This is a genomic window from Paraburkholderia lacunae, from assembly GCF_003353175.1.
GTDB lineage: Bacteria > Pseudomonadota > Gammaproteobacteria > Burkholderiales > Burkholderiaceae > Paraburkholderia > Paraburkholderia lacunae.
This window is the reverse complement of record NZ_QHKS01000018.1, coordinates 104,893-119,022: the sequence shown is the minus strand read 5'-3', so window position 1 is coordinate 119,022 and position 14,130 is coordinate 104,893. Positions and strand designations below refer to the sequence as shown.

Genomic DNA, 14,130 nt, shown 5'->3' with positions numbered 1-14,130 from the left:
CAACGATCTGATAGGCCAGAAAATGAGCATTCAGTCACACACGGAACAGCGCGTATCACGCGCGCTGAAGCTGGGTGTCTCGGCGATGTTAGCGGCGGTGCTGTCGGCGTGCGTGAACTACGCCGGCATCCACAGCGACGCGAAAACGGCCGAGCCGCAGCAGTATGCGACGCAGCAAAGCCTTCCCGCCGAACAAGGTCATTGGCCCGGCGCCAACTGGGCCGACCAGTTTGGCGACGCGCAACTGAAGGCGCTGATCGACGAAGCGTTGAAAAGCAACCCGACACTCGACCAGGCACATGCTCGCGTTGCGGCTGCATCGGCATACAGCGAAACGGCGAAGGCAAGCACGATGCCACGCGTCGACGCGAACTATTCGCTCACGCGTCAACAGTTCTCGAATACAACATTCGTGCCGCCTCCATTTGGTGGGGCGTGGCAGACGGAGAACAAGGGCCTGCTGAGCGCTTCCTATGACCTCGATTTGTGGGGCAAGAACCGTGAAGCGCTCAAAGCGGCAATCTCGCAGCTTCAGGCGAGCCAGGCCGACGCGGAAGTCGTCAAGCTGACGCTGACGACGTCGATTGCCCGCACGTACAACCAGCTTGCGCGTCTGTATGTGTTGCGCGATATCGCGCAACAGGAAATCATGCAGCGCGAACAGATCGACCGTATCACAGCGGGCCGCATCGCGACGGGCCTGGAAACGGAAGTCGAACGCAAGACCGCACAGGCCAATCTTTCAACGAGCCGCGCTGCGCTGAAATCGTTCGACGGGCAGATCCTCACGACGCGCTATCAGATCGCGGTGCTGCTCGGCGCGGGTCCCGACCGTGGCCTGCGGATCGCACGCCCGGCGCTCGGCATGGGTGACGAAGTACGCCTGCCCGACAACCTGCCCGCCGATCTTGTCAGCCGCCGCCCGGAAATCGTCGCTGCGCGCTGGCGCGTCGACGCGATGACGCACGGCGTGAAGGAAGCGAAGGCAGAGTTCTATCCAGACATCAACCTGAGCGCCGCAATCGGGCTCGACGCTTTCGGCTTCGGCCGCTTTCTGACGGCGGCGAGTCGCACGGCATCGGTCGGTCCGGCAATCCACCTGCCGGTCTTCGACGCGGGCGAACTGCGTGCGCAACTGAAGGGCCGCTATGCCGATTTCGACTATGCCGTCGCGACCTACAACCAGGCGCTCGTGACAGCGTTGAGCGAAGTCGCAACGCAACTCGCCGATGTGCGTTCGACGGATGCGCAGCTTGTCGATGCGCAGACCGCGCAGGACGCCGCCCGCAAAGCCGCCGAACTCGCGCTTGTGCAATACAAGGCCGGTCTCACGAATCAACTGACCGTGTTGAACGCCGACGTCAACGCGCTTTCCGCCAATCAGAGCGTCGCGAATTTGCGCATGAATCGCCTCGATCAACAGATTGCGCTGGCTGCCGCACTGGGCGGCGGTTTCGTCGACACGTCGAACGCAAACGCCGGAGCAGCGCCGCGCGCCGACGCGTCCGCACCCAACACGCCTGTCGTCGCCGCGCGCTGAGCGGCTGCCTACCGAATCTGTCTGGAGACTTGAAATGAGCGAAATCGATGCAACGGAGCGCCAAGAGATGCAAGCGGCGGGCGCGAAACATGACGCGGCACAGACGAAAGCTTCTGTTGCAAACGAACCCGACACACGTAAGCGCAAGGTGCTGCTCGCGCTGCTCGGCGTGGCTGTCGTCGTGTCGGCGGCGGCATATGGCGCGTATTACACGACATATGCGCGCTACCATGAGTCCACCGACGACGCATACGTCAGCGGCAACCTCGTGCAACTGACGCCGCAGGTGGCGGGCACCGTCGTCGCCGTGAATGCCGACGATACGCAGATCGTGAAGGCGGGCGATTCCGTTGTTACGCTCGACAACGCCGATGCGAAAGTCGCGCTCGGCAACGCCGAGGCGACGCTGGGGCAGACCGTGCGGCAGGTGAGCAGCCTGTACGTGAACAACGATTTCTACGCAGCGAACGTCACGCAGAAGCAGTCCGATCTCGCCCGCGCGCAGGACGATCTGCGCCGCCGCCAGGCCGTCGCCGATACGGGCGCCGTGTCGGCCGAAGACATCGCGCACGCGCGCGACACCGTGACGGCCGCGCGGGCCGCGCTCGACGCCGCGCGTCAACAGGCACAAGCCAACCGGGCGTTGACCGACCGCACGACGATCGAACAGCACCCGAACGTGCAAGCTGCCGCGTCGAGAGTGCGCGATGCGTATCTCGCCTACGCGCGCAACACGTTGCCCGCGCCCGTCACAGGCTATGTCGCGAAGCGTTCGGTGCAGGTCGGCCAGCGGGTGTCGCCGGGCACGCCGTTGATGGCGATCGTGCCGCTCGACGGCGTGTGGGTCGATGCGAACTACAAGGAAAGCCAGTTGCGCAACATGCGCATAGGTCAATCCGTCACGCTGACGGCCGATGTGTATGGCGGCAAGGTTAAGTATCACGGCCGCGTCGTCGGCTTCTCGGCGGGTACGGGCAGCGCGTTCGCGAGCTTGCCGGCGCAGAACGCGACGGGCAACTGGATCAAGATCGTGCAGCGTCTGCCCGCGCGCATCCAGCTCGATCAGAAGGAACTCGAAGCGCATCCGCTGCGCATCGGCCTGTCGATGGATGTCGATGTGGATACGCGCAACAACACGGGCCCGCAGCTCGGCGCGGCGATGAACACGTCGTATCGCACGGACGTGTTTGCCGAGTATGGCGCGCAGGCAGATGCCGAGATCGAGAAGATCATCGCGCAGAACGTTGTCCCTTTGCATGCTGGATCCATGGGCAACGTCGTATCGTCGATGCATTCCGCAAAGCGCGACGCAAGCGACAAGAGTGGCGCTAAACAGCGAGCAGGTTGAATCGCATCCCCGGGGTGCACCTCGTAGTCGCGCCCTGGTTTATTCAATAGTCGGACAGGCCAGATAACTATGCCGGGCCTGTCGAATACTTCAGACTGGAAGCGAGATGAATTCCCCAATGCAACTTGCACCGCCTCCGTTGACAGGCGGAAAGCTGGTTCTCGCGACAATCGCCGTTGCGCTCGCGACGTTCATGAACGTACTCGATTCATCCATTGCCAACGTTGCGATTCCAACCATCTCAGGCAACCTCGGCGTATCCGTCGACGAAGGCACATGGGTGATCACACTCTTCTCGGCGGCCAATGCCGTGGCGATTCCGCTGACGGGTTGGCTCACGCAGCGTGTCGGCCAGATCAGGCTGTTCGTGGCTGCGATCGTGCTGTTCGTGTTCTCGTCGTGGCTGTGCGGCGTCGCGCCGAACCTGATCGTGCTACTCGCTGCGCGTGTATTGCAGGGCGCCGTCGCGGGCCCGCTGATTCCCCTCTCGCAGGCAATTCTGCTCGGCTCGTATCCGAAGGAAAAAAGTTCGACGGCGCTTTCGCTGTGGGCGATGACGGCGACGGTCGGGCCGATTGCGGGTCCTGCGCTGGGCGGCTGGATCACCGACAGCTATAGCTGGTCGTGGATCTTCTACATCAACATTCCGGTGGGTCTGTTCGCCGCCGCCGTAACCTGGGTGATCTACCGCGACCGCGACTCCCCGACGCGCAAGCTTCCCATTGACAAGATCGGCCTGCTGTCGCTGGTCGCGTGGGTCGCCTCGCTGCAGATCATGCTCGACAAAGGCAAGGATCTCGACTGGTTCAACTCGCCGGTGATCTGCACGCTCGCCGTCATCGCCGCCATCAGCTTCCTGTTCTTCCTGATCTGGGAGTTCACGGAGAAGAACCCGATTGTCGATCTTCGCCTCTTCGCGGGACGTAATTTCCGCGGCGGCACGATTGCGATCTCGGTCTCGTACGCGGTGTTTTTCTCGAACCTCGTGATCCTGCCGCAGTGGATTCAGGGTTATCTCGGCTATCGTTCGGTGGATGCAGGTCTCGTGACGGCGCCGCTCGGAATCTTCGCCGTGCTGCTCGCGCCCGTAATGGCGAAGATCATGCCGAAGTCCGATGCACGGGTGCTCGCGACGCTGGCCTTCCTCGGCTTTGCGTGCGTGTTCTTCATGCGCTCGCACTACACGACGGGCGTCGACCCTTATACGCTGGTGCTGCCGACGCTGCTGCAAGGCATCCCCATGGCGCTCTTTTTTACGCCGCTTACCGCGATCATCCTGTCTGGGCTGTCACCCGACAAGATTCCGGCGGCCGCCGGCCTGTCCAATTTCGTGCGCGTGTTCGCGGGCGGCGTCGGCACGTCATTGATCTCGACGGGCTGGAACGACCGCACGATTCTCCACCATGCGCAACTCGCCGAACAGTCGAGCGTGAACAACCCCGACTATATGAGCGCCATCGCGAACCTCCACGCGACGCTCGGCGGCGGCGTGGACCAGGCCGCGGCGTTTTTCGAGCACTCGCTGAATGCGCAGGCTGCGATGCTCGGGCTGAACGATATTTTCTGGCTCTCATCGATGATCTTCATTGCGATCATTCCGCTGGTATGGCTCACCAAGCCCGGCAAGGGCGGCGGCGGGGCGGCGGGTGCTCATTGAGTAAGACCACTTTACATACGCGAGGAATTCAATGAAGCTGTTTTGCCGCCTTTTGTCTGCCACAAGCCTGTCCATCCTTCTGGCTGCGCCGGCCGTGGCGCAGCCAGACTTCAAGCTCTCGAGCCCCGACATCGCTCCTGGCGGCAAGATCGATAACAAATTCGTGCTCAACGCTTTCGGTTGTACCGGTGAAAACGTGTCGCCCGCACTTGTCTGGAAAAATGCGCCGGCGGGGACGCGGTCGTTCGCCCTGAGCGACAAGGTGCTCGGCAAGGCGTCTTTTACTGCCTACTACGGCCGGTAACGTACGCTCGGAGCCAACCGGCCGTGCGCGGTCGCGGTGACGGAGGCGCGCCGCTCGTGGGCGCGTCATACGCAGGCAGAAACGAGAGTTTCAGTCGTTCATGTCGGTTCGCTCACCATAGCGGACCGCCTTACTGCGACAGAACCGGTTCTGTGCATGTTCAAGTTTCCTCGATGCATCAAGCACGCGGCGTTATGAGTTGCTGTCGTCGTCCGGTGACGCAAGCGCGACGACGTTCTCAATGCCGCGCCGTGCCATCTTGGTGTAAGGACAAAAGCGTTCCGTGTTGCGAACTAGGTCCCCGGCAATGGCGCGCTCGACACCGGGCAAACGGACGCGGGTGTGCGCCGTCAACATGAACAAGCCATCGATGGGGTCGCGGCCGAAGTCGACCGTAACGTCCACCGAGGCGCCGGGAATCGGAATGCCCGACCGCGCCGCAAGCAGACTCAGCGCGCCGTGAAAGCAGGCCGCGTAACCCGCCGCGAACAGTTGCTCCGGATTGGTGCCGCCGCCTGGGCCGCCTAGTGCCTTCGGCATTCGCAATTCGAGTGCGAGTTGGCCGTCATCGGAGCGGGCAATGCCCGATGCGCGTCCGTGACCCACATCGCCGCCTGTTACGGTGACAGTGGTCGAATACAGCGCTTGCGCGTCTTGCCCGTAATACTTGTCGAGCAATGTCAGCGGCGGTGGACGCAATGTTGTCATGGCGCGCCTCGTGAGTGCTCGCCGCTTGTTGCGCGGCGTACGTCTCTTTGAACGACGTCGAAGTTCACGGGGCCAAGACGTGCGTTGGTGCCCGTCGGTGCTTCCTTCAGGCCTTCGCCCGTCATTGTGTTGGCGCCCGATGTGGGCGACGCCGCAACGACGGCATGACCGCATGCGCGCAAGTCCTTGACGACTTTTCTGCCGACGAGTTCCGTGCCACCAATCACGACAATTCTCACGATGTCTCTCCATGAGCACGTGCGCGGCTGTCAAACCGCTGGCAATTTTTCGAATCCGGCTTGCACCATATTGCGTGTGTCCTTGCCGGTGCTTTGCCGGACTGGCCGCGACTAGCGTGCCGTCCGTACAGAAAGCATCTTAGGCGTGCGCTACGTCATGCGGTAGGGCCTCCGAGGGACCCACCGTGTTGCATCGGAAACATCAGTCAACGCAGCGTCGTTCGGAGCGTCTTCATTCGACCGCCGATAACGTCGTCATCGTCGTCATGCACTGCAGATCGAGTGCTCTGGTGTGCTCGGTCATGTAGTCGATGAACACACGGATCCGCGCCGGAAGATGCTTGCGGCTGAGATAGCAGAGGTAGTGGCCGCCGTCTTCGGGTGCATGCTGCGCGAGGCAGCGGAGGAGTTGCCCGCTGCCAAGCACATCGCAAACCTGATAGGCCGGCAACTGTGCGATGCCCAGCCCATCGAGCACCGCCTGCAGGATCAGATCCGCGTCGTTGAACGTGTGTAGCGCGGCAGGCTGGCGCCGCTGCGCGAGACCGTCGACCTTGAATTCCCACGCCCTGACGCGGCCGGACGCCGTCCGGAAGTTGATGCAGCGATGATCCGCCAGTTCGTCGACATGGCGCGGCAAGCCGTGAATCCGCGCATAGGCGGGCGACGCACAGACGATCATCTGCATCGGAAGCAGTTGCCGCGCTACGATTCCGCTGTCCTCCATGCGTCCATCGCGAAACGATACGTCGACGCGATCGGCAGTGAAGTCGGCGGGGCGATCGTTCAGCAACAGTTCCAGGACGATCCCGGGATATTGCGTGTGAAAGGCGCGCAGCAGCGGTGCGACAATCTTGCGGCCGAAGCCGGGCGTCGAGCCGATGCGCAGATAGCCCCGCGGCGGCCCGTTGCGCAGCTCCCGCATGTCTTCCAGCGCCTGGGCGATGCGCTCCATACCCGGCTGACAGTTCTCATAGAAGAGTTCGCCCTCGCGCGTCAGCGACGTACTGCGAGTCGTGCGCAGGAAGAGCCGTGTGTCGAGCTGGGCCTCGAGTTTCTGCACGTTGCGGCTAACCGAGGAACGACCGATGCCGAGGCGATCGCCCGCGCGGGCAAAGCTGCCTTCGCTGGCAACGGCCAGAAAAGAAACTACGCCAGCGTAACCGGTCGCAAATCTGCTTGCGAATGGATCGTCGGTGCCGGCGGCGGGGCAGCGTGATGGGAAAGCTGAGATGGGAGCGCGGGTCGGGGAGTCCATACCAGACCAGACGTATCAGCGCCGCCATTTGTGACATCGCGCACTGCTTTTTTTCCGGTCGATGTATGGGTGTGCTGACGGCCTTATTTCCTCGGTAGGAGGAGTGGCCGAAGTTCTCGATTGGTCAATGGGCCGGAGATGGTTGGACGCGGTCGACCGTGGATTCTTGTGGCGTCGAAGCGTCAGAATTGACACCGGCACCGGTCGGGGAGGTCAAGCAGCAGGAGCGGACTCGCATTCGGAGGGCGCGGCGTGCCTGACGAAGTCGCGGCCTGGATCGTTGCCGTGGTAACGCCGGGCGGATGGGTGACAGGGCAAGTCATCCCCGTGAAGGGTGGCCTCGACATCAGTTAACGGTTCGTCATTCTGGAATGACCGTCGCCGTCAGGGCGCCTCTCGTGTGCCGCCTTGGCGCTTTGTGGACACGACCGTAATTAATGCGCGAAAAGTTTTCTCTCTTCTCCACTGATTGCAGCGTCGTTCATCGCTATTATCGGCTCGACGTCGAAGCCCGCCACACGCCACGCATCGATACCGCCAGTAAGCGGCAATGCAAGCTTGACGCCGGCCAGCCGCAACCGCTTGGCCATCCACGCCGCAGAGACTTCGTTTGGACATGAACAATAGATGACGAGCGTCCGGTTCACCCCATAGCGCTCCACGATCTGCGGCAGTTTCCGTTCATCGGCAAATAGGGAGCCTGGAATGACAAACGGATCGAGCATTCTGCGCTCGGCGGAGCGGATATCGAACAGGATTGGCCGCGGATTGTTCGCGAGCAATGCATGCAATTCGCCCACGCTGATCCGCGCCTTCTCGAGCGCTTTTGCCAGCATGATTCTCCGGCAGTATCGATACAGCACGTAAAGCACCAGTGCGATGCCGATCACGATCAACGCCTGCCAGCCACGATGGGAGATAAGTACGAAAACCACGTCGATCTGCGACGCGAATAGCGCACCGATAGCCAGTCCAACCGATGCCCACAGCGCAACGCCTGCGCAATCATGCAAGACAAAGGAACGCAACCTGACGGCCATCGCGCCGCACAGCGGCACGGCAACGAGCGACAAGCCAGGTACGAAGCGCGCAACGACCAGCACGCGGACTCCCCAGCGCCCAAAGAAGCGCTCCGTCTTCCTGACGCACGTTTCGCGCGAGAGCGACAGTTTGCAAACGGCATGGAGCGTGCGTTCGCCGTACCGTTTGCCACCCTGAAACCAGACCAGGTCGCCCAGCACACCGCCAATCACAGCGGAGCCTAGTATCGTCGCGAAATAGAACAACGTCGATGACGCAGCGTGTATGGCGAGCGCAGTGCCCGCTCCAACGGTGATCAATGTCGGTATGACAGGCAACGGCAAGCCAAGCGAAGAACCAAGCACATTCAGGAATACGACTAACATGCCGTACCGTGCTATTAATTCATGCGACAACATGGTGCTCTCCTTGTGGCTTGCACGTACCCGTCTTGAAGATTGTTCATCGCTCCGCCCAATCCGGGCTGCCCAACGCTCGCCCCACACTGACCGGCATACTGACGGTGCAGGAACGAAGAACGCCATCACCCGACCACAACTCGCTGCAACGCCAGTACATAAACAATGCGGCGATCTGCATGTCGCTGAAGTAGCCATGCAAGCTTGGCCACACTGCGTCAGGAACAGACCATCTGACCATAGCCGCAAGATGTTCGGCCCAGGAAAGCACCGCTTTCTCACACGGAGAAAACACACCGGCGCAGCGCCATCCGCCGATGTTCTCGGCTTTCGCCGCAGGCACCCCTGCCTTACGGGCACGGCAAAGATGATGTTGAACGCACAACAAACAACCATTGATTTGTGAGGCGCGCAGATCAAGAAGCGCGATCAGGCTTTCGTCAAGCGTGTTGGTCCCATCAAAACACAGGGTATTTGGCGACGCCGCCGTGTCTGACATCAGACGGGTGAAGTCCTGATACGACTCCCAGGATGCATATAACGCCCGGATGCCGCGCTCGTCATATGACCGGACTGTCTTCATTCTGGTTTGCCATGACGTCGCGGCATGGTGCAGTCCAGGCATGGATGCTTGGTTCATTTTTGCTTGACCAGCAGAAATAGAACGACCGAGGGAGGGAGTCGATAGGCGCTACCTTGCGCCAGACAGTTCTTCCTCCGGCGAGCGTTCCGATGGCGGCAAAGCGTCCTTGCCCAGCCCGGCGATTTCGTTGACCTCCTGTCGATAGCGGTGCACGTCCCGCGTGACGAAGCCGATTTCGCGGCTCGGGATATCGAACCACTCGGGGTGTCCGAACGAACGGCGAATATCCTCGAGGCCGCTCGCCCAATGCTCGCGCATCGTATCCTTGCTGAATTCATAGTCCTTGTAGTGCCCCTCGAACGATTTGTTCTTGTAGATCAGGTGCACGACATTCACCGCACTGCCATCTGCCGTTTTCTGCGCCTCCCGCAACAACGGGTGCGCAAGCCGCACTTTTTCGGGAATGTGCTCGAGCAGCGCCTTGATCATCTGCGCGTGCTTCTGGTTCTGCGACATGAACGCGGTGATCGCTCGCGTACGGCTCGAATATTGAATGTCTTTGGTGCGCTCGCTGACGTCGAGGAAATCGCCAGGCAGCTTGCCTCGCGAGCTCCACAGGTCGATCTGGAAAACGAGAGTGTCCTTATGCTGGCTTTCCTTGATGATCTCGGTAAGTGGCGTGTTGGAAACCAGCCCGCCGTCCCAGTAGAACTCTCCATCGATCTCGACGGCTGGAAAGCCCGGCGGCAGCGCGCCGGATGCGATGAAATGCTCCGGTGCCAGACGCATTGTCGAATTGTCGAAGTAGACGAGATTGCCCGTTCGCACGTTGACCGCCCCAACGGATACGCGAATATTCCCGTCATTGATGCGATCGAAGTTTGCGTACCGCAAAAGCGTTTCACGCAACGCCGACGTGTCGTAATAGCTGACCTGGTCAGGACGTTTCCTGCCGAGCCCTGCGAGAGACATATGCGTGCGCGGGGAGAAGAAGCCGTCCTGACCTTCCACCAACGTGCGCGTCGCGGCCCATGCGCTCGACCACCTGCGCCCCATGTCTTCAAGCCCCGGCCACGCTGGAATGCGCGCACCGACATGTGAGAAGAAATCCGCAGGCTGACTGATCGTGTTCCAGAAGCCGCGCAGCGCCTCCACCCGGTCCGCAGGCGCATTGCCGGCGATGATCGCCGTATTCAGCGCGCCGATGGATACCCCGGATATTCGCGTCGGTTCCACGCCGACTTCGGCCATACCTTCATATACGCCGGCCTGATATGAGCCCAGTGCACCGCCACCCTGCAGCACGAGTCCGATTTCGTCATATGCGGGGAGCTTGATGCGATGGGGCTGCTGCAGCTTGTTACGCTGGCTCGGATACATGGTTGCCTCCTTACTGCATGAACCAGCCGTGGCTGACCACAATCGATTGTCCGGTGAGCGCGCTCGACTCGAAGCCGGCGAGGAATGCAACCGTGTTCGCGACATCTTCTAGCGACGTGAATTCGCCGTCGACCGTCTCCTTCAACATTACGTCCTTCACAACCTGCTGCTCGGAGATTCCCAAGGCTTTCGCCTGCTCGGGGATCTGCTTGTCGACCAGTGGGGTTCTGACGAAGCCCGGACACACGACATTGGCGCGCACGCCACGTGGTCCGCCTTCTTTCGCGACAACCCGGGCGAGCCCGAGCAGCCCGTGCTTCGCGGTCACATACGCCGACTTGAGCTGCGACGCCTCGTGCGAGTGCACCGAGCCCATGTAGATCACAGCGCCACCTTTGTTCGACGCGTACATATGCTTGATGACGGCCTTGGTCGTCAGGAACGCGCCGTCGAGGTGAATGGCCAGCATCCTCTTCCAGTCGGAAAATGCGTAGTCCTCGATCCGGTTGACGATCTGAATGCCTGCGTTCGATACGAGCACGTCGATGCCGCCTAGTCGGTTCACCGTTTCGGCCACACCCGTATTGACCGCTTCTTCGCTGGTTACGTCCATTGCAACAGCGATTGCTTTACCGCCGTTAGCAACGATATCTTCAGCGACCTTTTGAGCGTTCGCGAGATTCAGATCCGCGATCACGACCGTCGCGCCGTCCGACGCGAGCTTGCGTGCACACTGCTCGCCGATACCGCTTGCTGCACCCGTAACGAGCGCGACCTTATCATTCAATGCCATACGTCCTCCGAGAGCTTACTGGTTGACTGCGAGTTTCAACGACTCGGCAGGGGCGAGATAGTCATAGACCACTTCGCCGACGTCGAGCGTGAGATTTGCAATGATGTGACGTGCGCCGATCACCTTTCGAACCGGCAGATCGGCCACCGATGCGAGTGCGTGCGGATGCAGCTCGAGCGCTGCAGGGCCCTCCCATGCGCCGATCACATCGACATCGCGCAGGAAGAAGCGCACCAGTTCGCAAATGCGTACCGAGCCATCGACGTGCGGAATGACCTTGAGCAGATAGTTCGGCGTGTCCGCGAGCTTGCGGCGCTCGGTCGCCGTCTCGAGCGCGCGATACTTGTAGCCCATCGTTCCGGTGGCGATGCGCTGCGTTCCGTAGTCGAGCGTGCCGAGCAGCGTGTCCTTGCCGTCGACGCAGAGCTTCGGTGAAGCCAGCTTCTTGGGAAATCCCCAGATTTCGCGTCCGCCTGCGATTGGACCTTCGTCGTCCAGGTACATCGCGTGCGTGAAGTTGGCGCGATTGCCGTCCTCATCCCGCACCGAAATCACCTGGCCGCTTTCCGTGTAGTCGCCGAACCCCGACGAATCGGGCATGCGGATGAATTCGTAGTGAACGATTGCGTTGTCGACCGTCAGCGGTTCCGGAACGACGGCCCTAAGCGCATCCATGTCCGTTTCATACGAGATGATGAAGTATTCCCGATTGATGAAGCGGAAGGGCGGACGCGGATACGCTGGATTGTGTACGGGCATCGCAAATGCGTTGTTGCGGATATCTTCTTCTGTCACGGATCGTTCCTCGGTTGGTGAGGTGCTGCGTAACACGCATCGCAACAGCTTTTGCTGCCGCGGCCAATAACGTGCGCGCGCAAGGCAGTGAAGACTTGCTGTGCGCGTTTGCGCGTTTCTTTTACGGTGTCGTGTTTCCCGGCTCGCATCAGGTCGCGTGTGCCGTCACCGTCAGGACAAAGCGTAAGCGTGGTCGTCTTGAGGCAGTAGCCCTGCAAAGGAGCTCACCGTGTTGTCTCTGCGACAACAATCCATGGCAGAAGGACAGGTGCATAACGTGTCGCGCCTGGTGGTATTTCTGGCGGTATGTTTTTCCGCGTAGAACCGCAGATGCCTGTTGGTACTTTCATGTCGCTAACCGATCTCGCCGTTCGCAACGCCAAGCCCGCTGACAAGCCGTACAAGATGGCCTGAATGAGGGACTTGAATTTCAACCGAAGCTGAGGAAGTGGTCCGCAAGCTCGAACACAGAAACACCGCAGGTTCAGCGACCAGAACGACATTGAAGACGAGCACGACAAGCGCCGCAGCGATGGCCGCGATACGCGTCTTGGCCGGAATGCGGTAGTGCCTCTCATGAAAAGCAGCAGCTGACGTGATAACCATTGCGAGGTTCATGAGGCCCGCGATGTGCGGGCTGTCTTGCGTGCAGGTCAGTCGCCATCTCCATTAGTTACGCAGTTGTGTTGGCTGTGAGAACTGGCTTGACTATCTCGCCATTTTCTTTCTCTTCGTCCTCTTGCGCATCCCGGGCGATCACGGCCCGCGATCAATGTTCCGAACGCCGAGCGTGACAAGACAAGGAAGATCTTTACCGTATACTGTATGCGTGGCGCATTACGCGCGGCTGACGGCGACACGTGTCGTACCACCAGACTTGACCCTATCTCCGATCAACAGCAGAAGATTGTCGTCTGCCACATGAGCGGTCCGAGGCTTTCGGCAGGGGTCGAAAGCTGCTCCCGATTAACGCGATACCGCGTCTGGAAAGACGTGCCAGATGAGGTTGAGGAGATTGATGTGAGATCGGCAAGGCGGAATGACCATGGCGTCGTGAGTCCTCATGCCTTTCCCCAGACGAGCGAGGGTTGCGTCCCGGCGTTGCGGGAGTCCGCTATGCGGAGGGTCCTTTCGCTCGTTGTGCTGTTTGCCGCATTGACCGGAGCGCTGCCAACTGCGTACGCCGCCAGGGTCGGCGTCGTACTGGCCGGATCGTCGCTTGTTTTCTGGCAGGCGATGACAAAGGGGATCAAGCAGGCAGGCGAGGATAAGCATATTGAACTGATGATGCGCAACCCTTCAGACGGTGCCTCGCTTGGCGCGCAACCGAACATCCAGCTACGGATGATCGACTACATGGTGCAGCGTGGAGCCGCTGGTATCCTGTTGGCGCCCGAGCCGTTGGAGAATGTGGCAACTCCAGTTTCGATCGCGGTCCCTACGGTGCTGATAGACCGGAGCAGCACCGATTACAACGCTATCTCTACCGTCAGCACCGACAATTTCGTCGCGGGGAAAAAGGCGGCACTCAGTCTTGTGCCAGTCCTGCGGAGGGGGGCAAAGGTAGCCGTGCTGCGTCTCGCACCGAACATCAGTTCCACAACCGAGCGCGAAAACGGGTTTCTGACCGTGGCGCGGGAAGAAGGATGGGATGTGGTTGTCGATACCTATGTGGGGTACCGGCCCCGTGAATCGGAGGGATTGATCGCCAGGGCCCTGAACACCTATGCGGGTCACCTCGATGCTGTTTTCGCACCGGCTGAGCCGATTGCCTATGGCGCCCTGCGAGTCATTGAAGCCAGGGCCGTCGGCGATCACCCGCGCCTGGTCGTATTCGACTGGCGCCCGGAATTCCTGGATGGGCTCAAGCATGGCGTCGTTTATGCCGATGTGGTGCAGGACCCTTACCGCATGGGCTATCTGGCGGTGGAAACATTGGTTGGGGCCTTGCAGGGCCATCCGCCTCGCTCCAAAGTATTCGTCGACGTGGTGACGGTGACGCCGAACAACATGAATGATCCGGCGATTCGTGCGGTGTTGGCAAACTACACCCAGTAAGCGCTCCAGAGCAGCTTCTCGCACCACG

14 protein-coding genes are annotated in these 14,130 nt (G+C 60.7%); 5 read left to right on the top strand and 9 right to left on the bottom strand.

Annotated elements, in window-relative coordinates:
- Positions 1-22: 22 nt before the first annotated feature.
- The 4 genes from DLM46_RS25440 (at position 23) to DLM46_RS25425 (ending at position 4,849) form a co-directional block, all read left to right on the top strand.
- Entirely contained in the window at positions 23-1,540 is a 1,518-nt protein-coding gene (locus DLM46_RS25440) for an efflux transporter outer membrane subunit (protein WP_115105165.1), read from the top strand.
- Between the two features lie 34 nt (positions 1,541-1,574).
- Positions 1,575-2,888 (top strand): HlyD/EmrA/EmrK family protein, encoded by a 1,314-nt coding sequence (locus tag DLM46_RS25435; RefSeq protein ID WP_115105163.1) that lies wholly within the window; start codon positions 1,575-1,577, stop codon positions 2,886-2,888.
- Between the two features lie 106 nt (positions 2,889-2,994).
- On the top strand, positions 2,995-4,545 hold the full coding sequence (locus DLM46_RS25430; RefSeq protein WP_115105161.1) for a DHA2 family efflux MFS transporter permease subunit: 1,551 nt from the start codon (positions 2,995-2,997) through the stop codon (positions 4,543-4,545).
- 31 nt (positions 4,546-4,576) lie between these two features.
- Complete coding sequence (locus tag DLM46_RS25425; protein WP_115105159.1) at positions 4,577-4,849, top strand: hypothetical protein; 273 nt, start codon at positions 4,577-4,579, stop codon at positions 4,847-4,849.
- Between the two features lie 192 nt (positions 4,850-5,041).
- Here the strand turns inward: DLM46_RS25425 and DLM46_RS25420 are convergent, their stop codons facing one another.
- From DLM46_RS25420 to DLM46_RS25380, 9 genes are all read right to left on the bottom strand, one after another.
- Positions 5,042-5,557 (bottom strand): Ohr family peroxiredoxin, encoded by a 516-nt coding sequence (locus DLM46_RS25420; RefSeq protein ID WP_115105158.1) that lies wholly within the window; start codon positions 5,555-5,557, stop codon positions 5,042-5,044.
- The gene (locus DLM46_RS41320) at positions 5,554-5,796 is read right to left on the bottom strand and encodes a Rossmann-fold NAD(P)-binding domain-containing protein (RefSeq protein WP_425274015.1); all 243 of its coding nucleotides are present in this window, start codon (positions 5,794-5,796) and stop codon (positions 5,554-5,556) included. The genes DLM46_RS25420 and DLM46_RS41320 overlap by 4 nt, the downstream gene beginning before the upstream one ends.
- A 232-nt stretch (positions 5,797-6,028) precedes the next feature.
- On the bottom strand, positions 6,029-7,054 hold the full coding sequence (locus DLM46_RS25410) for a LysR family transcriptional regulator (protein ID WP_115105156.1): 1,026 nt from the start codon (positions 7,052-7,054) through the stop codon (positions 6,029-6,031).
- A 434-nt stretch (positions 7,055-7,488) separates the two neighbouring features.
- Positions 7,489-8,493, bottom strand: a complete 1,005-nt coding sequence (locus tag DLM46_RS25405) for a DedA family protein/thiosulfate sulfurtransferase GlpE (RefSeq protein WP_115105154.1) — start codon at positions 8,491-8,493, stop codon at positions 7,489-7,491.
- Positions 8,494-8,536: 43 nt separating this feature from the next.
- Positions 8,537-9,133 carry a carboxymuconolactone decarboxylase family protein gene (locus DLM46_RS25400; protein ID WP_115105152.1) on the bottom strand — a complete coding sequence of 199 codons (597 nt, stop codon included), beginning with the start codon at positions 9,131-9,133 and terminating at the stop codon, positions 8,537-8,539.
- Positions 9,134-9,184: 51 nt separating this feature from the next.
- Positions 9,185-10,456, bottom strand: coding sequence for a DUF3734 domain-containing protein (locus DLM46_RS25395; RefSeq protein ID WP_115105150.1), 1,272 nt, complete (start codon positions 10,454-10,456; stop codon positions 9,185-9,187).
- A 10-nt stretch (positions 10,457-10,466) separates the two neighbouring features.
- Positions 10,467-11,249 carry a 3-hydroxybutyrate dehydrogenase gene (locus DLM46_RS25390; protein ID WP_115105148.1) on the bottom strand — a complete coding sequence of 261 codons (783 nt, stop codon included), beginning with the start codon at positions 11,247-11,249 and terminating at the stop codon, positions 10,467-10,469.
- Positions 11,250-11,264: 15 nt separating this feature from the next.
- A complete protein-coding gene (locus tag DLM46_RS25385; RefSeq protein WP_115105146.1) occupies positions 11,265-12,044 on the bottom strand; it encodes an acetoacetate decarboxylase in 780 nt (259 codons plus the stop codon).
- Positions 12,045-12,398: 354 nt separating this feature from the next.
- On the bottom strand, positions 12,399-12,662 hold the full coding sequence (locus tag DLM46_RS25380; protein WP_115105143.1) for a hypothetical protein: 264 nt from the start codon (positions 12,660-12,662) through the stop codon (positions 12,399-12,401).
- A 498-nt stretch (positions 12,663-13,160) separates the two neighbouring features.
- Here DLM46_RS25380 and DLM46_RS25375 point away from each other — a divergent pair, with 498 nt between their 5' ends.
- Entirely contained in the window at positions 13,161-14,102 is a 942-nt protein-coding gene (locus tag DLM46_RS25375; protein WP_115105241.1) for a substrate-binding domain-containing protein, read from the top strand.
- Positions 14,103-14,130 lie beyond the last annotated feature (28 nt).

What these genes read in the sequence shown, in the direction of transcription:
- DLM46_RS25405 (WP_115105154.1), bottom strand. Translation starts at nt 8,493, where the DNA reads ATGTTGTCGCATGAATTAATAGCACGGTACGGCATGTTAGTCGTATTC.
- DLM46_RS25420 (WP_115105158.1), bottom strand. Translation starts at nt 5,557, where the DNA reads ATGACAACATTGCGTCCACCGCCGCTGACATTGCTCGACAAGTATTAC.
- DLM46_RS25425 (WP_115105159.1), top strand. Translation starts at nt 4,577, where the DNA reads ATGAAGCTGTTTTGCCGCCTTTTGTCTGCCACAAGCCTGTCCATCCTT.
- DLM46_RS25410 (WP_115105156.1), bottom strand. Translation starts at nt 7,054, where the DNA reads ATGGACTCCCCGACCCGCGCTCCCATCTCAGCTTTCCCATCACGCTGC.
- DLM46_RS25400 (WP_115105152.1), bottom strand. Translation starts at nt 9,133, where the DNA reads ATGAACCAAGCATCCATGCCTGGACTGCACCATGCCGCGACGTCATGG.
- DLM46_RS25435 (WP_115105163.1), top strand. Translation starts at nt 1,575, where the DNA reads ATGAGCGAAATCGATGCAACGGAGCGCCAAGAGATGCAAGCGGCGGGC.
- DLM46_RS25375 (WP_115105241.1), top strand. Translation starts at nt 13,161, where the DNA reads ATGCGGAGGGTCCTTTCGCTCGTTGTGCTGTTTGCCGCATTGACCGGA.
- DLM46_RS25440 (WP_115105165.1), top strand. Translation starts at nt 23, where the DNA reads ATGAGCATTCAGTCACACACGGAACAGCGCGTATCACGCGCGCTGAAG.
- DLM46_RS25395 (WP_115105150.1), bottom strand. Translation starts at nt 10,456, where the DNA reads ATGTATCCGAGCCAGCGTAACAAGCTGCAGCAGCCCCATCGCATCAAG.
- DLM46_RS25380 (WP_115105143.1), bottom strand. Translation starts at nt 12,662, where the DNA reads ATGAACCTCGCAATGGTTATCACGTCAGCTGCTGCTTTTCATGAGAGG.
- DLM46_RS25390 (WP_115105148.1), bottom strand. Translation starts at nt 11,249, where the DNA reads ATGGCATTGAATGATAAGGTCGCGCTCGTTACGGGTGCAGCAAGCGGT.
- DLM46_RS25430 (WP_115105161.1), top strand. Translation starts at nt 2,995, where the DNA reads ATGAATTCCCCAATGCAACTTGCACCGCCTCCGTTGACAGGCGGAAAG.